Consider the following 18,722-nt stretch of genomic DNA (forward strand, 5'->3'; position numbering starts at 1 on the left):
ACCTCGCGGCGCGCGGTGCGTCTCCGGGCGCGCACCGTGTCTCGCGGCGCGCGCCCGATACATCGCCGCGAGACGCAAACGGCGCCGCGAGTCCGCGCCCGGCGGCGCCTAGTCCAGGACGCTCGTCAGCGCCCCGACCGGCTCGAGTACCGGCTCGAGTACCGGCTCGAGTACGGCCGCGATGGCGGCAGCGGTGTCGCGGCCCATCCGGATCGCCCCGTCGACGTGCTGGTAGCCCTTGCCGGCCAGGTCGCTGCAGGAGAAGTGGATCGGCCCGACGGGGGTGCGCAGGTCCGCGCCGTAGCGGGCGAGGCCGCCGAGGTCGAAACTCGCGGCATATGCACCCCGGGTCCATTCCTCGTTGCCCCAGTCGCTTTCGTAGTAGACCGCCGGCGACAGAGCCTTGTCCCCGAAGTAGTGCGAGAGCGAAAGCAGGATGCGCGCCCGGCGCTCCTCCGCGGGGAGCCGGAACACGGCATCCGCCGCCTCATCGGACACGAAGCCGACGAGGGTGCCGCGGTCGTCTCCGAAATTGGTGTTGTCGTACGCCTCGTGCACGAGCTCGTAGGGACTGAACGCGGTGCCGGAGAGGCCGTCCTCGCGCCAGAACGGGGTCTTGTAGACGGCGTGAACCTTGATCACGAGACCCATCGAAAGGTGCTGGTGCAGCTGGTGCTGGCGGCGGGGCAGGGCGGGTTCGAAGGAGATCCGGCTGAGCAGAGTCGGCGGAAGCGCGAGGATCGCCCGGCGGGCGTGCACCTCGAGTCCGTCGGTGACCGCGACGACACCCTCGTCGCTCCAGCGCAGGGTGCGCACCGGCTGCCCGAGGTGCACGTCATCGCCGAGCTGCTCCGCGAGCAGCAGCGGGACCTGCTGGAGGCCGCCGACGACGCGCTCGTCGAGGATGAAGTCGGCGTCGACGAGGTTGCTGAAGCTTCCGGCACTCGCGGCCATCAGCAGGGCCTGCAGGGCGGAGAAGGCGTGCGCAGGCTTGGTCAGCATGGCGCCGGCGATGAACATCGCGACGTTGTCGCGGGCCTCCTGGTCGGCTGTCTGGGTTGCGAGCCACCCGGCGAAGGAGATCCGGTCGAGTTCGACGGCCCGCGGGTGCGCCCACGGCCGATCGGGGTCGACCTCGGCGACAAGCTCGTCGAGCGTTGCGATGAGGGCGACGATCTCGGCCTGGGTCTCCGGGGAGACCGGGAAGATCTCGCCCTCGAAGCGGGTGCGTACCCCGGAGTCGTTGATGTAGACGTTTTCTCCGGCGCGGTACCGGGAGTAGGTCTCGAGACCGAGCTCCGCGAGGGTCTCCTTGAGCGCGTGCTGGTCCGGTGACACCCACTGGCCGCCGATCTCGAGCGTGGCTCCCTCGATGTCGTCGGTCCACAGCCGACCGCCGACCCGGTCGCGCGCTTCGAGCACGGCGACGGTGAGGCCGGCCCGGCGCAGCGACGTTGCTGCGGTCAGGCCGGATGCCCCTGCGCCGATGATGACGATGTCACGGTCGATCCTGGTTGTCATGAAAACTCCTCCATACGTGGGTGCTGCGAGGTCATTCGGAAGTTGTGCAAGTCGGTTATGACGCGGGGATCAGGGTGTACTTCGGGGACAGGTACTCGTGGATTCCCTCGAGGCCGCCCTCCCGGCCGAGCCCTGATTGCTTGACGCCTCCGAAGGGGGCGGCTGCGTTGGACACGAGTCCTGTGTTCAGTCCCATCATGCCCGTGTCGAGCCCGGCGATCATCCGCTGGCCGCGGGCGATGTTCTCGGTGAAGACGTAGCTGATCAGCCCGTACTCGGTGTCGTTGGCGAGCCGGATCGCCTCGTCCTCCTCCGTGAAGGTCACGATCCCGACGACGGGCCCGAAGATCTCCTGGCGAAGCAGGTCGCTGTCGGCTGCGACGTCGGTCAGCACGGTCGGGGCGTAGAACGACCCTGGACCCTCCGGGCGGAATCCGCCGGTGAGGAGGGTCGCGCCGCGGTCGAGGGCATCGCTCACGAGCTTCTCGGTGTTGGCGACGGCCGCGTCGTTGACGAGCGGGCCGATCGTCACGTCCTGCTCTGTGCCCCGGCCGATCCGGAGGGCTTCGACGCGGGCGACGAGGCGGCGCGCGAATTCCTCGGCGACGGACGCGTGCACGATGAACCGGTTCGCTGCCGTGCACGCCTGGCCGATGTTGCGGAACTTGGCGAGCATGGCGCCGTCGACGGCCCGGTCGAGGTCCGCGTCGGCGAAGACGAGGAACGGCGCGTTCCCGCCCAGCTCCATCGAGGTGCGCAGCACGCCCTCCGCGGCCTGGCGGAGGAGCGCCCGGCCGACACCGGTCGAGCCGGTGAAGCTGAGCTTCCGGAGCCGCGGGTCTGCGATCAGCGGGGAGGAGACCTCAGCGGATTCCGAGGTCGTGATCACGTTGACGACGCCGGCGGGAACGCCCGCGTCCTCGAGCAGCTGGGCGAAGAAGAGGGTGGTGAGCGGGGTGAGTTCCGCGGGCTTGATCACGACTGTGCACCCCGCGGCGAGCGCGGGGGCGATCTTGCGGGTCGCCATCGCGAGCGGGAAGTTCCACGGGGTGATCAGGAGGCACGGGCCGACCGGGCGCTGCGAAACGACCATCTGGCCGGTACCCTCGGGTGCCGGCCCGTAGCGCCCATTGATTCGTACGGCCTCCTCGCTGAACCAACGCAGGAATTCCCCGCCATAACCGACCTCGGCGCGGGCCTCGGCGAGTGGCTTGCCCATTTCGATGGTCATCAGCAGGGCGAAGTCCTCCCGGCGTTCCTGCAGCAGGTCGAACGCACGACGCAGGATCTCGGCCCGCACCCGCGGTGCGGTCGCCGCCCAGGCGGGACCCGCTGCGACGGCGGCGTCGAGGGCGCGTCCGCCGTCCGCGACGCCCGCGTTGGCGATCCGCTTGAGCTCGCGCCCGGTCGCAGGGTCCGTCACGATGATCGGCTCCCCCGTGCCGGGCTGCCAGGTGCCGTCGATGTAGAGACCGTCGGGGACCCGGTTGAGGAGTTCGGCCTCCCGCTCGGTGCCGATGGTGGTGGTGTCGCCGGAGGCGGGGCTCAGGGGGCGGTTCTCGGTGCTGAGACTGGTCACGGGTGTTCTCTTTCGGTCACGGGGCAGGTACGGCAGGTGGTGGGAAACGAACGGGCGTCAGGGGTAGAGTCCGCGGAGCAGGTGGGCCTCGGCGACGCGTTCGACGGCGAGGACCGTCGCCGCTGCCCGCAGGGAAAGGTCCCGGGAGGCGGCGGTTTCGACGACCTGCTGCCAGGCGGCGAGCATCCGCTCTTCGAGCTTCTGTTCGACCTCTGCGGCGTTCCACCAGTAGGCCTGGTTGCCCTGCACCCACTCGAAGTAGGAGACGAGCACTCCGCCGGCGTTCGCAAGGATGTCGGGCACCACGAGCTGTCCGTTCGCGGCGAAGATCCGGTCGGCAGCCGGGGAGGTCGGGCCGTTCGCGCCCTCGACGATCACGCGTGCCGTCACGCGGGCAGCGTTCCCGGCGTGCAGGACGCCCTCGACCGCGGCCGGGACCAGCAGGTCGACGTCGAGCTCGAGCAGCGCTTCGCCGTCGAGCGGGTCCGCCCCGCCGAAGCCGACGACCCTGCCGGTCGCCGCGACGTGCGCGTCGAGCCCGGCGAAGTCGATGCCCCGCTCGTTGTAGACGGCGCCGTACTGGTCGCTGACCGCAACGACCCGCACCCCCGCGTCGGCGAGGAACACGGCAGCGTCGTGGCCGACCTTGCCGAAGCCCTGCACGGCTGCGGTCGCTCCGTACGGCGTGATTCCGCTGTGCCGGAGGGCGGCAAGTGCGACGTGGGTCACGCCGCGGCTGGTCGCGCTCGCACGGCCGTGGGAACCGCCGAGGCTGATCGGCTTGCCCGTGACGATCCCGGGAACGGTGTAGCCGACGTTGACGGAGTAGGTGTCCATCATCCAGGCCATGGTGCGCTCGTCGGTGCCGATGTCGGGGGCCGGGATGTCCTTCTCCGGGCCGATGATCGGCAGGATCTCGCTCGTGTACCTGCGCGTGACGCGCTCGAGCTCCGGGAGCGAGAATTCACGCGGGTCGATCGTGACACCGCCCTTGGCACCGCCGTACGGCACGTCGAGCAGGGCGCATTTCCAGGTCATCCACATCGCGAGGGCGCGCACCTCGTCGAGGGTCACGTGCGGGCTGTAGCGCAGGCCGCCCTTGGCCGGGCCGCGGGAGAAGTTGTGCTGCACCCGGTAGCCGGTGAACAGTCGGGTGCTGCCGTCGTCCCGGCGCAACGGAACGGCGACGGTGAGCTCGCGGCGCGGGGTCGCGAGCAACGCGTGCAGGCCTTCCGGGTAGCCGAGCAGGGCGACGGCGTCGCTGAGCTGCGACCGGGCGTCGACGAGGGGCGTGGCGAGGGGCGTGACCTGGCGAACGGCCGGCCGGGCCTCGAGCAGGCTCATGCGTTCGCCAGAGCGTGTGCGACGACCTGGAGGCCCTCGACGAGGAGCTCGTCCGAGATACTCAGCGGCGGCAGGAACCGGATCACGTTCCCGTAGGTTCCGCAGGTGAGGACGATGACGCCCTGCGCGTGGACGGCGGCCGCGACGCGGGAGGTGAGTGCGGCATCCGGTTCACCCGTCGCCGAGTCGACGAGCTCGATCGCGATCATGGCACCACGGCCGCGGACGTCGCCGACGCGCTTGTCGAAGGCGCGGATGGCGTTCAGCCGGCCGGTGAGGATCGTGCCGATCTCGCGGGCGCGCTCGACCAGGTTCTCGCTCTCGTAGGTGTCGAGGGTGGCGAGGGCCGCTGCACAGGCGAGCGGGTTTCCGCCGTAGGTGCCGCCGATGCCGCCGACCTGCGGGGCGTCCATGATCTCGGCGCGGCCGGTGACCGCGGAGAGCGGGAGGCCGCCGGCGATGCCCTTGGCCATCACGATCAGGTCGGGCACGATGCCCTCGTGGTCGCAGGCGAACATGGCGCCGGTGCGGGCGAAGCCGGTCTGCACCTCGTCGGCGATGAAGACGACCCCGTTGGCGCGGCACCAGGCCAGGAGGGTCGGCAGGAAGCCCGCGGCCGGGACGATGAAGCCGCCCTCGCCCTGGATCGGTTCGATGATGAGCGCGGCGAGGTTCTCTGCGCCGATCTGCTTCTCGATCTGGGAGATGGCGCGCTTCGCGGCGACGACGCCGTCGAGACCGCCGTCGCGCAACGGGTAGGACATCGGCGCCCGATAGACCTCGGCGGCGAACGGGCCGAAGCCGTTCTTGTACGGCTGGTTCTTCGCGGTGAGGCTCATGGTCAGGGTGGTGCGGCCGTGGTACGCGTGATCGAAGGCCACGACGGCCTGCCGCCCCGTGTAGTGCCGCGCGATCTTGACGGCGTTCTCGACAGCCTCGGCGCCGGAGTTGAACAGGGCGGTGCGCTTGGCGTGGTCACCGGGGGTGACCCGGTTGAGCGCCTCGGCGACCTCGATGTAGGAGTCGTACGGGGCGACCGTGAAGCAGGTGTGGGTGAACTGGGCGAGCTGGGCGGCGACGGCCTCGACGACGCGGGGCGCGCTGTTGCCGACGCCGGTCACGGCGATGCCGCTGCCGAGGTCGATGAGGGAGTTGCCGTCAACGTCGACGAGCACGCCGCCGCCGGCAGCGACGATGTAGACGGGCAGGGTCACGCCGACGCCCGCGGAGACCGCGGCGGTCTTGCGCGCCTGGAGCGCCTGCGACTGGGGTCCGGGGATGCTCGTCGTGAGGCGACGTTCCTGCGGAAGGGACGGGCCGCCGACGGGAACGGTGGTGGGCGGGGATGCGACGAGGGTCATGACTGCTCCAGTTCGTAAACCGAGGTGCATCGACCGGGCGGCGTCGATGTCAGGTGCCATGCTAGGCAGAGCGCCGACGGCAGCGCGCTCGCCGCTATGTACAGAATGCCGGCTAAGTTTCGACACGTTGTACACTCGGCGCATGCCCCCGCTCAACGCACCGCCGCCGCTGCCGGGGCTGCGCCGCCTCCTCGACCGGCCGGACCTGCGGTTGCGGCTGCTCACTCCGGAGGCCGGCCTGCCGCCGCACGCCCTCGACCAGCCCGTCGAATGGGTGCACAGCTCAGACCTCGCCGACCCGACCCCGTTCCTGTCAGCACACCAGGTACTGCTGACGACAGGACGCCAGTTCGCGGAGGCTGTCACGGACGCGTTCTACGTCGACTACGTGACCCGGCTGCGCGACCGCGGCATCGTCTGCCTCGGCTTCGGCACGGAAGTCCTCCGCTCCGGCACCCCCGACGCCCTCGTCGCGGCCTGCCAGTCCCGCGGACTCCCCCTCGTCGAAGTGCCGTACGAGACGCCGTTCATCGCCGTCGCCCGGGCCGCCGGCGACCTCGTCGCCGAACTCCGCTATGCCAGGAGCACCTGGGCGCTCGGCGCCCAGCGGGCCATCGCGCTCGCGGCGCTCCGCCCGGACGGCCTCAGCGCGACCCTCAGCGAGCTTTCGCGGCAACTCGGCCACTGGGTCGCGCTCTTCGACATGAGCGGCGCCCTCGACCGGGTCTTCCCCCGGGACACCTTCGCGGGCGCATCCGCTTCACGCGGCTCTCTCGACCGGGTGCAGCGCGAGGCAGCCCAGTTGATCCGGCGCGGGCAGCGGGCCAGCACGTCGGTTTCGACCGGCGGAGAGACGCTGACCCTGCAGACCCTGGGTCGACGCGACCAGCTGCGCGGCGTCCTCGCCCACGGGGGTCCCGGCGAGCTCGACCAAGCCAGCCAGGAGGTCGTGACGAGCGTGATCGCGCTCGCGGGGCTCGCGCTTGAGCAGAACAGCGCACTCGACCGGGCGCGCGGGCTCCTCAGGTCCGGGCTGCTGCACGCGCTGCTCGGCGGCGACGTCGACCTCGTGCAGGCGACCTCCGGGGAGATGTGGGGGCCACTCCCGTTCGAGCCGGTACGGGTCGCCGTGACCGACCCCGCGCCAGGGCGGCTGGACGCCCTGACCGAGTTCCTCGAGCTCCGGGTGGAGGAGAGCCCTGGACACCTGTTCTTCGCGCGCCAGGGCGGCCTCGTAGTCCTGTGCGTCGACGCCACTGCCGGGCCCCTGCTCGATGAGCTCGTCGGCTTCGGGTTGCACCTCGGGCTCTCCGACCGGACCAGGTACCGTGAGCTGCCGCACGCCCTCGCCCAGGCCCGCCAGGCCCTCGAACGCTCGCACGAGGGCGCGCCAGGCATCGTCGAATTCGACGTGATCTCCCGACAGGGCGTTCTCGCGTTCCTCGCCGGCACGGATGCCTCGGAGGTCGGACGCGCGACGCTCCAGCCGCTCACGGCGCACGACGCCGTCCACGGCACCGAACTCGTCCGCACGCTCCGGGTCTGGCTGGAGCACAACGGGCAATTCGGTCCAGCGGCCACCGAGCTCGGTGTGCACCGGCACACCGTGCGCGCCCGGGTGAGCCAGGCCGAGGCGCTCCTCGGCCGTGACTTCGGCACCTTCCACGCCCGCGCCGACATCTGGGCGGCACTGCTCGCGTCCGGTGACGACGCCGGATCACCCCCTGAGCACCTCAGTATCTGAGATACCGTCTCACGGGCGGTTCTGCTCGCCCGCGCTCCAGTGCGCTGGGCGCACGAATCCCCGGGGCAGGACGGTGAGCTGGTCGCCTCTGGCGCTGCTGACCTGCATCTGGGTCAGGTAGATCGCGCCTGCGAGGTCCGCTCCGGCCACGTTCGCGTTGCGAAGGTCGACGCCGAGGAGGTCGCAGTACGACAGCCGGGCTCCGCTGAGATCCGCTCCGATCAGGAGGGAGCCGCGCAGGCTCAGTCCACGAAGGTCCGCACCGGTGAGTGCCGCGCCCGCCAGGTCTCTCCCCGGTCCGAGCCGGCGCCGAACTCCTCGATCCCGGGTTTCGCCGAGGATTCCCCTGCGCGCGTCCTCGCTCGCCTGGAGGAGCAGCGGCCGGGCCGCGTCGTACTCCGCGTCGACGTCGAGGCTCGCGAGCCGATCCGGCTGCTCCCGGCTGAGCGCGCTGACGCGATCGAAGCGCGACATCAGCGGAGCCGGATCACCCGTGTCCCCGACAAGGCTGATCGCCTGCTCGAGGTACCAGAGGAGTTCGTGCAGCCGCCGAACGATCGGGAAGATCGCGAACATGGCGTCCCTGGTCCCGGGATCGTCCCGCCAGGACCGGCCGGCGAAGGTCTGCTGCGAGACTTTCTGGCCGGCACCGAAACAGTCGAACACGGTGCAGCCGGTGAATCCCCGGGGACGCAACTCCGCGTGCACGCGGCACGCGTCGCGTTCGTCGAGGTTCTCGCAGGGATCGCCGGCCGGCTTGTCGAACGGGAAGTCGGCGGACCTGGTGAACGCCAGGGCGACGCAGCAGAGTCCGAAGCAACTGGCGCAGTCGGCACCGAGGTCCTCGCGGCGCCCGACCTCAACCCTGGTTCGTTCCGTCATCGCGTTCATCGTAGTCCGCGATCCGGGAGGGACAACCGGAATTCCCGGGCACGGGTCAGGCGCGCAACGACCAGGGCTTGCGACGCACGAGGATGTGGCCGCGGCTCGTGCTGAGCCGGGTCCAGGGCCCGGTCTCGAAGAGCCGCACCGGTTCGTCCTTGGGCAGGAAGCCGAGACTCACCGCCGCGAACGCCGCCCCGGCCGGAACGATCTCGAGTCCCGCGATCGGGCGACCCCAGACCTCTGCACGGACCCGCTGCACGACCTGCGCGCCCGAGTCCCGCGGCACGGTGGAGGCGACCTCGTCGATACCGGCGGCCGCAGCGCCCGTCAGGAGCGCGGCATCCGTCTCGCCGAGGAGTTTCCAGCCACCCCGGGGCGGGGAGATACCGGCCCAGGTCACGGTAGTGACCTCGAGCGGCACGGTCACCGCGACCGGCGCCTCCGGGTCGCTTCCCGCGGCGGCGAGGCGGGCGACCCGATCGAGCAGGGAACGCACCGGCACGACGGCGTCGAGTTCGACGGGTTCGTCGAGGCCGAAGGTGCGCAGGCCGAGCACGGTCGGGCTCCCGTCGAGGAGGCCGCGCGGGTAGAGGATCGCGGAGTACACCGCGAGCGCGCCGGCGGCCGAAATCAGGCGCACCGAACCGTCCTCGATACGGCTGGCGCGCGACAGGTAGACCTGCAGATCGCTGAGGGCAAAGGAATCCGTGAGAATAAATGACTGGCTCATCTGCTCCTAAACTACCAAGGTACGGCGAGGCTCATACCGACTTCGCACACACTGCCGAGGAGGACGCATGGACATGCCGATGGAAGGTCTCTTGAACGCCCTCGACCTGACCGACACAGGGGCGCGCACGAGCGAGGACATCTTCACCGGCCCGTCGCAGTGGATGCCCCTCGGCCGCGTGTTCGGCGGGCAGGTTCTCGCCCAGTCCCTCGTCGCGGCGATGCGCACGGTGCCTGACGACCGCCACCCGCACTCGATGCACGGCTACTTCCTCCGTCCGGGGGACGTCAGCCAGCCGATCACGTTCTCCGTCGACCGGATCCACGACGGCCGTTCCTTCTCCACCCGGCGCACCCAGGCGTACCAGAACGGCCACCCGATCCTCTCGATGATCGCGTCGTTCCAGGACGATGACGAGGGCCTCGAACACCACATCGACATGCCGGCCGGGTTGCCGGACCCCGAGTCGCTGCCGACCGCAGCGGAGTCCCTCGCCCAGGTCGACCACACCATCGCCCGCTACTGGGCGAGCGAGCGCCCGTTCGACATGCGGCACGTGCCTTCGCCGATCTACCTTCAGGTCAAGGGCGAGCACACCAGTCACCAGGCCGTGTGGATGAAGACCCTCGGCGCGCTTCCCGACGACCCCGACCTGCACCGTGCCGCCCTCGCATACGCGAGCGATTACTCGATCATGGAGCCGGTCATGCGCCGCCACGGCATCGCGTGGTCGACGCCGGGGCTCAAGGTCGCGAGCCTCGACCACGCGATGTGGTTCCACCGCTTCGGGCGCGTCGACGAGTGGATGCTCTACGTCCAGGACTCCCCCACCGCCCAGGGCGGCCGAGGACTCTCCACCGGCAGCATCTACAGCCGTGAGGGTCTCCTGCTCGCGACCGTTGCCCAGGAGGGCATGGTCCGGGTTCCCGCGAACAAGGAATAGCAGCCGGCCCGGGATCACTGCGCGGGACTACTGCGCCTGCTCCACCCCGGGCTCGGCCGCGAGCAGCACGATGCCGTTGGGCTGCAAACGGATGTCGACGGACGCGATCTCGTCGGTGTCCAGTTTCGTGGTTCCCGCGACGGGGACCGTCATGCCGGGACCCGCGAGCCAGCTCGCGACCTGCGTCGCCTCCCCGTTCCGGTCCGTGACGAACATCGCGTACGCCCGCTCGGCCGCGGCGCCGGTGCCGGTGCCGGATTCGGTGCCGGATTCGGGCAGGCCATAGCTGCACGAGCCGTCTATGCGGGTGCCGCCGGGCTGAGCCGCCAGGCGGACATCCGCGCTCAGCGGGTTCGGGACCACCTGGTGCAGTGTGACGAGCTCCCCGGGAGGTTCCGCGATCGACGCCGGGGCGAGCCGGGCCGGCAGCACGATCGCGACCGTCGCAGCGACGGCCGCCACGGCGAGCAGGACCCCGGCCTGCAGTATCCGCCCGCGCCGCCTGCGCCGCCGCGCAGCATCGAGCAGCCGCGGCAGGCCGTCGCTGCGAGGGAGGACGCCCGGTGACGCCGCGGTCTCCAACACCTCGGCGGTCGGCACGAGGCCGAGAAGACCGGGGATCCCGGCGATCTCGGCAACCCGACGGGTGCAGTCCGCGCACGTGCGCAGGTGGCGTTCGTAGTCGTGGCGTTCTTCGGTCGCGAGCGCGCCGAGCACGTAGGCGGCGTCCCACTCGGCGTACGGGTCACGCCCTGACCGGGGTACGCGCCCGGTGTCTGATGCACCGGATCCTGTCGTGGTCATCGCTCGGTCACTCCCTTCTCGGTGAGACTCAGGCGCATGGCACGCAGGGCGTAGTGCAGGCGCGACTTCACAGTGCCCTCCGGGATGTCGAGGGAGCGTGCGGTCTCGGCGACCGACTGTCCGCGGTAGTAGGCGAAGACGACCACGGCCCGGTGGTCTGCGGAGAGGCCGTCGAGGGCATCCGCCACGAGCCACGCGTCGAGGAGCGCTGCCGTCGCGTCGTTCGTCAGACGCTCGGGGAGTTCGTCTGTGCTGATTTCGTGGCGGTTCCTGGCGGAACGCCATTCGTCGATGACGAGGTGGCGGGCGACGGTGAAGAGCCAGGCGCGTGCCGAGTCAGCATCGTCGAGCACCCGGGGCAGTCGCCAGGCGCGCAACAGGGTCTCCTGCACGACGTCATCGGCCAGGGCGGAATCCCCGGTCAGCCGGGTCACGTACCGACGGAGCGCCACGGCGTGCGCATCATGCAGGGCGCGCAGCAGGTCGGCACGCGCGTCGACGGGCCGCTCCCCGCGTCCGGGTTTCTCCGCCACGGCGCACCTCCTATCGTTAACACGGGCTCGCTGCGCCGTTCGTTCAGTTTCCGCCGGGTTTTGTCGAAGTCCGTCGATTTTCCGTGATGGGCTTTGAACCGATGACCGGGCAGTTTCGTAGTAACTAGTAGCACCCTAACGAGTAGCGCCAGCTTGCGAACGGGGAGCAGCCCATTCGCCGTCACCGACCGCCACGACCACCATCACGAGGAGAATCATGACGAACGACACCGCGGTCTCCCGCCGCACCGCACTGCTGATCGGCACCGCAGGCACCGCCGCCGTGACCCTGGCCGCCTGCGCCCCGACCACGACGGGCGGCACCGGCGCCGGATCGGCCGGAGGTTCGACCGGGGCCGCAACATCGTCTGCGGGCGGGACCGTGGTCGCCAAGCTCTCCGACATCCCGGTCGGCGGCTCGATCGAGACCGCCCTGAATGGCAAGGCCATCTTCGTCAGCCAGCCAACCGCAGGCAAGGTCGTGGCCTTCAGCGCCGTGTGCACGCACCAGGGCTGCATCGTGAAACTCGTCGACACGTCCTTCGACTGCCCGTGCCACGGTTCGAAGTTCGACACGGCAACGGGCGCCGTTCTCGCGGGCCCCGCCCCGAAGCCACTGATCGGCATCACCGTCTCGGTTTCGGGAGACTCCGTCACCGCAAGCTGAACGGATGGAGTTCAGTCTTCCGGAAGGGCAGCCCTGCGGGTGAATCGCACCGGGTCTTCGAGGTAGGGCAGCCACGCCGCACGCTCCTCGTCGGTGATCTTGCGCGGGCGCTGGGTCGCCGCATCGATGAGCACGATCGTGGTGCTGGCCTGCGCGTACAGCACCGCCGACTCGGCCTCCACCGGCCCCCAGACCTCGTAACACACCTCGAGGCTCGCCCCGCCGACCTTGCCGAGCCAGAGACGGATGTCCACCGGCTGCCGCAGGTACGGGATCGACAACAGGTACTCGGCTTCGAGGCGCGCGATCACGGTCAGCGTTGCCGCGCCCGGCCGGCCGTCGAGAACGGCGGTCCCGGCCCCCGAGCCAGGCTCAACCTCGTCGTCGAGCCAGAACGCCTGGATGCGCGCCTCCTCGAGGAGGCGCAGCATCGAGGCGTTGTTGACGTGGCCGTATGCATCGAGGTCTGACCAGCGCAGGCTGATCGGCACGTGCAGCTTCATCTCGCTGGCCCGTTCCCGGCCTAGTCGCGCGTGAGCTTGCGGTACGCGGACCGGTGCGGCTTCGCGGCGTCGGGGCCGAGCCTCTCGATCTTGTTCTGCTCGTAGGACTCGAAGTTTCCCTCGAACCAGTACCAGCTCGCCGGGTTCTCATCCGTGCCCTCGTAGGAGAGGATGTGGGTCGCGATCCGGTCGAGGAACCACCGGTCGTGAGTGATGACCACGGCGCAACCGGGAAACTCGAGGAGCGCGTTCTCGAGGGAGCCGAGGGTTTCGACGTCGAGGTCGTTAGTCGGCTCATCCAGGAGCAGCAGGTTTCCGCCCTGCTTGAGTGTGAGCGCGAGGTTGAGGCGGTTGCGCTCTCCACCGGAGAGCACGCCGGCCTTCTTCTGCTGGTCGGGTCCCTTGAATCCGAAGGTCGACACGTAGGCGCGGGACGGGATCTCGGTCTTGCCGACCTGGATGTAGTCCTGGCCGTCGGAGACGACCTCCCAGAGGGACTTGTTCGGGTCGATTCCGGTGCGGTCCTGGTCGACGTAGGAGATGTCGACGGTCTCGCCGATCTTCAGCTCGCCGCCGTCGAGCGGCTCCTTGCCGACGATCGTCTTGAACAGGGTCGTCTTTCCCACGCCGTTCGGCCCGATGATGCCGACGATGCCGTTCCGCGGGAGGGTGAAGCTGAGCCCGTCGATGAGCACGCGGTCGCCGAAGCCCTTGTGCAGCTTCTTCGCGTCGATGACCTGGGCACCGAGACGCGGGCCGACCGGGATCTGGATCTCTTCGAAGTCGAGCTTGCGGGTGCTCTCGGCCGCGGCGGCCATCTCCTCGTAGCGGGCGAGACGTGCCTTGGACTTGGCCTGGCGTCCCTTGGCGTTCGAGCGGACCCACTCGAGTTCATCGGCGAGACGCTTGGCCATCTTCGCGTCCTTCTTGCCCGCGATCATGAGCCGTTCCTGCTTCTTCTCAAGGTAGGTCGAGTAGTTGCCCTCGTAGGGGTAGAGGTGGCCACGGTCGACTTCGGCGATCCATTCGGCGACGTGGTCGAGGAAGTACCGGTCGTGGGTGACGGCGAGCACGGCGCCGGCGTACTGGGCGAGGTGCTGCTCGAGCCAGAGCACGCTTTCGGCGTCGAGGTGGTTGGTGGGCTCGTCGAGGAGGAGCAGGTCCGGCTTCTGGAGCAGGAGCTTCGTCAGCGCAACGCGGCGCTTCTCACCACCGGAGAGGTCGGCGACGGCAGAGTCTCCCGGCGGCGTGCGGAGGGCATCCATCGCCTGTTCGAGCTGGGAGTCGAGGTCCCAGGCGTCGGCGGCGTCGATGGCTTCCTGGAGTGTGCCCATTTCGGCGAGGAGGGTGTCGAAGTCCGCGTCGGGTTCGCCGAGGGCGGCGCTGATCTCGTTGAACCGGTCGACCTTGGCCTTGATCGGGCCGACGCCTTCCTGCACGTTCTCGAGGACCGTCTTGGTCTCGTCGAGTTCCGGCTCCTGCATCAGGATGCCGACGCTGTAGCCGGGCGAGAGTTTCGCCTCGCCGTTGCTCGGGGTGTCGAGCCCGGCCATGATCTTGAGGATCGTGGACTTTCCGGCGCCGTTCGGCCCGACGATGCCAATTTTGGCGCCGGGGAAGAACGACATCGTGACGTCGTCGAGGATGAGCTTGTCGCCTACCGCCTTGCGTGCGCGGACCATCGTATAAATAAATTCGGCCATAGTGCTTACCAGTCTATTTGCCGCGTGGCCCCGATCAGACACCGGCCGGTCGAGATCGCGGACGTGACCATGCTGTGGTACCCGCCGGACTTCGACCCGTTCTGTCCGATCAGGCAGCCGTCGGGGAAGCGGACCGAGAATTGCACGGAGTCGGCGTCGAGATTGACGCTCGTCTTGTCGAACCCGACCTCCATCATCGCCTTGTCGAATCCGGCGGCGACGAGAGCGTCCACGAAGCCGCGACCGCCCGTCGCGGGATCAACGGCCGCAGCGACCTGGTTGAAGTATGCGAGGTTCGCCTGGGCGCCGAGTTCGGGCCGCACGGCCGGTGCCGGCGCCGCCGTGGCGGTGGCAACCGGAACGCTTGTCGGTGTGGCCGCGACGGGCGTGGGTTCAGCGGTGCTTGCGGAGCAGCCGGCCAGGGCTGCGACAACAAGGCCGGCGATGACGACGGCGACCACGGGCCGGATTGTCGTCCTGTGTACTGCCGGCACGTGTGTCCTCCCGAGGCCGCGGTGCGGCCAGTGCCATCGAGTCTAAACCGACCGCACGGCCGACTCGCCAGTGACGACGGTCGTGACACCGGCGGGCGGGACTGTCTCGCCGGAGGAAGCGCCCGACGCGCCGGCCGGATCCGGCGCAGTCGGGAGCCCCCGGACCGCGGCCGCGTCCGTGACCGGGCGCAGGTAGTTCGTCGTGCACCAGGACAGGTCGTGGCCGACCGCCTCGGCCTCGACCTCGACGGAGGTGCCGGATCGTTCGGCGTTCTGCCACGCCCGCACCCGAAGCTGCCCGGCGACGAAGACATGCTCGCCCTTCCGCACCAAACGCACGACGTTGTGCGCAAGGTGACGGAATGCGGTCACGGTGTACCAGTTCGTGTCGGCGTCGACCCAGCTGTGCAGGGTCCGGTCGTACCGGCGCTGCCCGGAGGCCAGCCTGAAGGAGGTGATCGCGAGGCCTGCGCTCGTCACGAGGTGGCGCGGCGTCGTCGCCACGATTCCGGTCACGGTAATGCTGTTGCTCATGGGTCTCCCGTCCTGGTCGTCGCCGGACGCTCGCCCGGCGTCGGCCCGGGGGCGACGCTCGTGCCTGTCTCCGACGCCCCCGGGTCACCTCCGAGTGTGCGGCCGCGTGCGGGAGGACGGTCCGCGGCATCCCTGTGCGGGGAAGACGCCACGGAACGGATGCCTGTTGAGGAGGGGACCCTCCCCTCCGGCCCTAGAGTGATTCCATGAGCTTTGTCGCCGCTGAGAACCGCTATTCGGACATGACCTATCGCCGGACCGGACGGAGCGGCCTCAAGCTCCCTTCCCTGTCGCTCGGCCTCTGGCACAACTTCGGAAACGAACGCCCCATCGACACCCAGCGGGCCATCCTCCGCAGGGCCTTCGACCTCGGCGTCACCCACTTCGACCTCGCCAACAACTACGGCCCGCCGTATGGAGCTGCCGAAACCAACTTCGGCCGGGTCTTCGCGGAGGACTTCAGGCCGTACCGCGACGAGATCATCGTGTCGAGCAAAGCCGGGTACGACATGTGGGCGGGCCCATACGGCGACTTCGGTTCGCGCAAGTACCTGCTGTCGTCCCTCGACCAGAGCCTCGGGCGCCTCGGCCTCGACTACGTGGACATCTTCTACTCGCACCGTCCAGACCCGGAGACCCCGATCGAGGAGACGATGGGCGCCCTCGCGACCGCCGTCCAGCAGGGCAAGGCGCTCTACGTCGGCGTGTCCAACTACTCCCCTGAGGAGACCAGGGCCGCTGCCGCCGCACTCGCCGAGCACAGGATCCCGCTCCTCATCCACCAGCCGCGGTATTCCATGTTCGACCGGCACATCGAGGACGGCCTCTTCCCCGTGCTCGACGAGCTCGGCATCGGCAGCATCGTCTTCTCCCCCCTCGCCCAGGGTCTCCTCACCGACCGCTACCTCGGCGGGAGTGTCCCGGAGGGCTCTCGCGCGGCGACGAGCCGTTTCCTTTCGGAGAACGCCCTGACGGACACCTATTTCGAGCGGGCAAGGGCCCTCAACGAGATCGCGCTCGGCCGGGGCCAGACCCTGGCCCAGCTGGCGGTGACGTGGATCCTGCGTCAGCCGCAGGTGACGAGCGTGCTCGTCGGGGCAAGCAGCGTTCACCAGCTCGAACAGACCGTCGCCGCCCTCGACGCGCCGGCTCTCAGCGAGGCCGAGATCACCGGCATCGAACCGTTCGCGGTGCACGGCACCGGCCGGGACTCCTGATTGGGGTATCTGTACGCGCTCCTCGCGTCCCTGCTCTTCGGGCTCAACGGCTCGACGACGAAGGTCATCGTTGAGGCGGGGCTGTCCCCCGCGCAGCTGACCTTCGTCAGGGTCACGGTGATCATGGCGCTCGCGGGCGCCGTCCTGCTCGTGACGAACCGGCGGGCATTCCGCATCGACAGGAGCCAGCTCGCCGTCATGGCGCTGCTCGGCGTCGCCGGGGTCGCACTCATCCAGTGGTTCTACGCCGTCGCGATCAGTCTGCTCCCCGTCGGGATAGCGCTCATGCTCGAGTACTCCGGGGTGCTCCTGATCGCCCTCGTGGCGCGTTTCGCGTTCAAGGAGCGCGTCAAGCCACGAATCTGGTGGGCGATCGGGGGCGTCCTCGTGGGCATGGCCATCGTCGCGCAGATCTGGGCGAGCCCGCTGTCGACGCTCGGGGTCATCGCCGGCGTCGCGGCGGCGATCTGCCTCGCGATCTACTTCCTCGTCGGTGAGCGCCAGGTCGCGACCTCCTCGCCCCTCGCCGTCGCGTTCTGGTCGATGCTGTTCGCGAGCGCGTTCTGGCTGCTGTTCAGCGGATGGTGGCAGATCGACCCCGCACTCCTCACGGAAACCGTGCACCTGCACGGCAACCTCGCGACCGTGGCAGCTCCGCTCTGGACACTCCTGCTCTGGAACGGGGTGCTCGGCTCCTTCGCCCCGTACCTGCTCTCGTATATGGCCCTCGCCCGCCTGACCGCGACGGCTGCGGGCATCGTGTCCGCGTCTGAGGTCATCTTCGCGTTCGCGTTCGCATTCCTCTGGCTCGGGGAAACACTCGACGGCGTCCAGGCGTTCGGCGCACTGCTCGTCCTCGCTGGAATCGTGGTGGCGCAGACGGCACGGGCCAACCGGCCCGTTGACCTGGACCTGGCCGGTCCCGGAGTCACCGGCGCCATCCAGCTGCCTTAGCGCTCCTGACATCCTCGTTTACCGGTGCCGACCGGGCAGCCGGTCGAATGTCGGGGGTCCCCCGTAGCGTGCTGAGCACAGCACCAGCTACCCGAGACCCCGCCACCCGGCACCGGAGGACCCCATGACCGACACCCCGCTTCGAGCCGCTCTCCCCGAGGTCGCGTCCGTTCGCGGCCTCGCCCTCGTCCCGGTGAAAGACGGTCTCTGGCGGGTCACCGGCCGTTCGGGCGCCGTCCTCGGCCACATCGAACGCAAGCTCGACGACCGCGGAGAGTCCTTCGCGGCCCGGCGGCTGCTCCCGGCCACCCGCACCCTCGATCTGGGCACCTTCTGGCAGCTGGCGGATGCCGCGGATTGCTTCCGCTAGCCCGCCGTGGCCACGGTGAGATATCCGACCACATTGAGGCACGCCGTCGGCAAAGCCGTCCAACCCGCCGCGCTCAGGATAAAGTGCCGCACATGACGTGGTGGAATAGTTTCGTATCCTGGCTCACGGCAGCCAGCAACCAGACCGTGGTGAACACAGCCGTAGTGTTCATTGTCGCGATCCTGATCGCCGGCGTTCTCACGGCCCTGATCGGGCGCGGCGCCATCAAGCAGCTCCTCGTCCAGCACGACAGGGAACTCAAGGCTGCGGCCATCGGCGCCCTCATCGATGCCGCAACCGAGGCATCCGTCTGGAATTCGCTCACCCCGCAGGAACAGGTCATGGCGGACCGTGCCGTCGGCCAGGCCGACATCCAGGTTCGCCTGCTTCCGATTCCCGGCGCCGGCGTCGCGGCCAACTGGGCCTCGCACCAGCTCAACGAGCTCAAGCGCACCTCGGCGACATTCGGCTACCAGCTCGAGCCCGCCCTGCTGGAATTCCGCGATCGACTGATCGAGTGGCAGGACAAGCCCCGCCGTACCCGCAAGGTGTTCCAGAGCGACCTCGACCGGTGGAAGACGCAGAACTCCACCTCGGAATCCAGCCTTCTCGCCCAGCAGGATGCGTGGGCAGCCCAGCAGCACCACGACCAGTTCAACGAGGCCCTTCCGGCAGCGCCCGTCCCCGCACCGCCCACGCCGAGTGTGCACGCGGCGAGCCAGTCCACGCCGTCGACGGAGACCCAGCGCCTCCTCGACGATGTCCAGGCCCTCGAGGTGCGTCCGGCACCGATCAACCACCCGTAGTCAGGCAGCCGTAGTCAGGCAGTAGCTCAG

The 18,722-nt window shown here is 69.4% G+C and carries 19 protein-coding genes; 7 read left to right on the forward strand and 12 right to left on the reverse strand.

What is annotated here, in order from left to right; all coding sequences use genetic code 11:
• Window positions 1-108 precede the first annotated feature (108 nt).
• The 4 genes from RHM57_RS08920 to gabT form a co-directional block, all read right to left on the reverse strand.
• Window positions 109-1,521 carry an NAD(P)/FAD-dependent oxidoreductase gene (locus tag RHM57_RS08920; RefSeq protein ID WP_322189759.1) on the reverse strand — a complete coding sequence of 471 codons (1,413 nt, stop codon included), beginning with the start codon at window positions 1,519-1,521 and terminating at the stop codon, window positions 109-111.
• A 55-nt stretch (window positions 1,522-1,576) separates the two neighbouring features.
• On the reverse strand, window positions 1,577-3,040 hold the full coding sequence (locus tag RHM57_RS08925) for an NAD-dependent succinate-semialdehyde dehydrogenase (RefSeq protein ID WP_322189845.1): 1,464 nt from the start codon (window positions 3,038-3,040) through the stop codon (window positions 1,577-1,579).
• Between the two features lie 117 nt (window positions 3,041-3,157).
• A complete protein-coding gene (locus RHM57_RS08930) occupies window positions 3,158-4,444 on the reverse strand; it encodes a Glu/Leu/Phe/Val family dehydrogenase (RefSeq protein WP_134447843.1) in 1,287 nt (428 codons plus the stop codon).
• Window positions 4,441-5,805, reverse strand: a complete 1,365-nt coding sequence (gabT, locus tag RHM57_RS08935) for a 4-aminobutyrate--2-oxoglutarate transaminase (protein WP_174774849.1) — start codon at window positions 5,803-5,805, stop codon at window positions 4,441-4,443. Before gabT ends, RHM57_RS08930 begins: the two co-directional genes overlap by 4 nt.
• A 142-nt stretch (window positions 5,806-5,947) precedes the next feature.
• On the opposite strand from gabT, the gene RHM57_RS08940 reads away from it, so the two are divergent.
• A complete protein-coding gene (locus tag RHM57_RS08940) occupies window positions 5,948-7,549 on the forward strand; it encodes a PucR family transcriptional regulator (protein WP_134447839.1) in 1,602 nt (533 codons plus the stop codon).
• Between the two features lie 9 nt (window positions 7,550-7,558).
• Here the strand turns inward: RHM57_RS08940 and RHM57_RS08945 are convergent, their stop codons facing one another.
• The gene (locus RHM57_RS08945) at window positions 7,559-8,431 is read right to left on the reverse strand and encodes a pentapeptide repeat-containing protein (protein ID WP_322189760.1); all 873 of its coding nucleotides are present in this window, start codon (window positions 8,429-8,431) and stop codon (window positions 7,559-7,561) included.
• Window positions 8,432-8,486: 55 nt separating this feature from the next.
• Complete coding sequence (locus tag RHM57_RS08950) at window positions 8,487-9,164, reverse strand: hypothetical protein (protein WP_134447836.1); 678 nt, start codon at window positions 9,162-9,164, stop codon at window positions 8,487-8,489.
• Window positions 9,165-9,231: 67 nt separating this feature from the next.
• On the opposite strand from RHM57_RS08950, the gene RHM57_RS08955 reads away from it, so the two are divergent.
• Window positions 9,232-10,107 (forward strand): acyl-CoA thioesterase, encoded by an 876-nt coding sequence (locus RHM57_RS08955; RefSeq protein ID WP_241975439.1) that lies wholly within the window; start codon window positions 9,232-9,234, stop codon window positions 10,105-10,107.
• Between the two features lie 27 nt (window positions 10,108-10,134).
• On the opposite strand, the gene RHM57_RS08960 is transcribed toward RHM57_RS08955, so the two are convergent.
• Together RHM57_RS08960 and RHM57_RS08965 are read right to left on the reverse strand one after the other, a co-directional pair.
• On the reverse strand, window positions 10,135-10,911 hold the full coding sequence (locus RHM57_RS08960; RefSeq protein ID WP_322189761.1) for a zf-HC2 domain-containing protein: 777 nt from the start codon (window positions 10,909-10,911) through the stop codon (window positions 10,135-10,137).
• Window positions 10,908-11,444: a sigma-70 family RNA polymerase sigma factor gene (locus tag RHM57_RS08965; RefSeq protein ID WP_134447832.1), complete on the reverse strand. Its 537-nt coding sequence runs from the start codon at window positions 11,442-11,444 to the stop codon at window positions 10,908-10,910. Before RHM57_RS08965 ends, RHM57_RS08960 begins: the two co-directional genes overlap by 4 nt.
• Before the next feature lie 217 nt (window positions 11,445-11,661).
• Between RHM57_RS08965 and RHM57_RS08970 the strand changes: the two genes are divergently transcribed.
• On the forward strand, window positions 11,662-12,111 hold the full coding sequence (locus RHM57_RS08970) for a ubiquinol-cytochrome c reductase iron-sulfur subunit (protein WP_134447830.1): 450 nt from the start codon (window positions 11,662-11,664) through the stop codon (window positions 12,109-12,111).
• An 11-nt stretch (window positions 12,112-12,122) separates the two neighbouring features.
• On the opposite strand, the gene RHM57_RS08975 is transcribed toward RHM57_RS08970, so the two are convergent.
• From RHM57_RS08975 to RHM57_RS08990, 4 genes are all read right to left on the reverse strand, one after another.
• Complete coding sequence (locus RHM57_RS08975; protein WP_134447828.1) at window positions 12,123-12,614, reverse strand: acyl-CoA thioesterase; 492 nt, start codon at window positions 12,612-12,614, stop codon at window positions 12,123-12,125.
• Window positions 12,615-12,634: 20 nt separating this feature from the next.
• Window positions 12,635-14,317 carry an energy-dependent translational throttle protein EttA gene (ettA, locus tag RHM57_RS08980; RefSeq protein WP_134447826.1) on the reverse strand — a complete coding sequence of 561 codons (1,683 nt, stop codon included), beginning with the start codon at window positions 14,315-14,317 and terminating at the stop codon, window positions 12,635-12,637.
• A gap of 5 nt (window positions 14,318-14,322) precedes the next feature.
• Window positions 14,323-14,778, reverse strand: a complete 456-nt coding sequence (locus RHM57_RS08985; protein WP_241975440.1) for a DUF6993 domain-containing protein — start codon at window positions 14,776-14,778, stop codon at window positions 14,323-14,325.
• Window positions 14,779-14,853: 75 nt separating this feature from the next.
• Window positions 14,854-15,345 (reverse strand): single-stranded DNA-binding protein, encoded by a 492-nt coding sequence (locus tag RHM57_RS08990; protein ID WP_322189762.1) that lies wholly within the window; start codon window positions 15,343-15,345, stop codon window positions 14,854-14,856.
• A 206-nt stretch (window positions 15,346-15,551) separates the two neighbouring features.
• Here RHM57_RS08990 and RHM57_RS08995 point away from each other — a divergent pair, with 206 nt between their 5' ends.
• From RHM57_RS08995 to RHM57_RS09010, 4 genes are all read left to right on the forward strand, one after another.
• Window positions 15,552-16,562 carry an aldo/keto reductase gene (locus RHM57_RS08995; protein ID WP_134447823.1) on the forward strand — a complete coding sequence of 337 codons (1,011 nt, stop codon included), beginning with the start codon at window positions 15,552-15,554 and terminating at the stop codon, window positions 16,560-16,562.
• The gene (locus RHM57_RS09000) at window positions 16,563-17,516 is read left to right on the forward strand and encodes a DMT family transporter (RefSeq protein ID WP_134559938.1); all 954 of its coding nucleotides are present in this window, start codon (window positions 16,563-16,565) and stop codon (window positions 17,514-17,516) included.
• Window positions 17,517-17,640: 124 nt separating this feature from the next.
• Window positions 17,641-17,886 carry a hypothetical protein gene (locus tag RHM57_RS09005; protein WP_322189763.1) on the forward strand — a complete coding sequence of 82 codons (246 nt, stop codon included), beginning with the start codon at window positions 17,641-17,643 and terminating at the stop codon, window positions 17,884-17,886.
• A 92-nt stretch (window positions 17,887-17,978) separates the two neighbouring features.
• Complete coding sequence (locus RHM57_RS09010) at window positions 17,979-18,692, forward strand: hypothetical protein (protein ID WP_134559940.1); 714 nt, start codon at window positions 17,979-17,981, stop codon at window positions 18,690-18,692.
• Window positions 18,693-18,722: the final 30 nt, after the last annotated feature.

The sequence above is a fragment of the Cryobacterium sp. 10S3 genome, assembly GCF_034344045.1.
Taxonomy (GTDB): Bacteria; Actinomycetota; Actinomycetes; order Actinomycetales; family Microbacteriaceae; genus Cryobacterium; species Cryobacterium glucosi.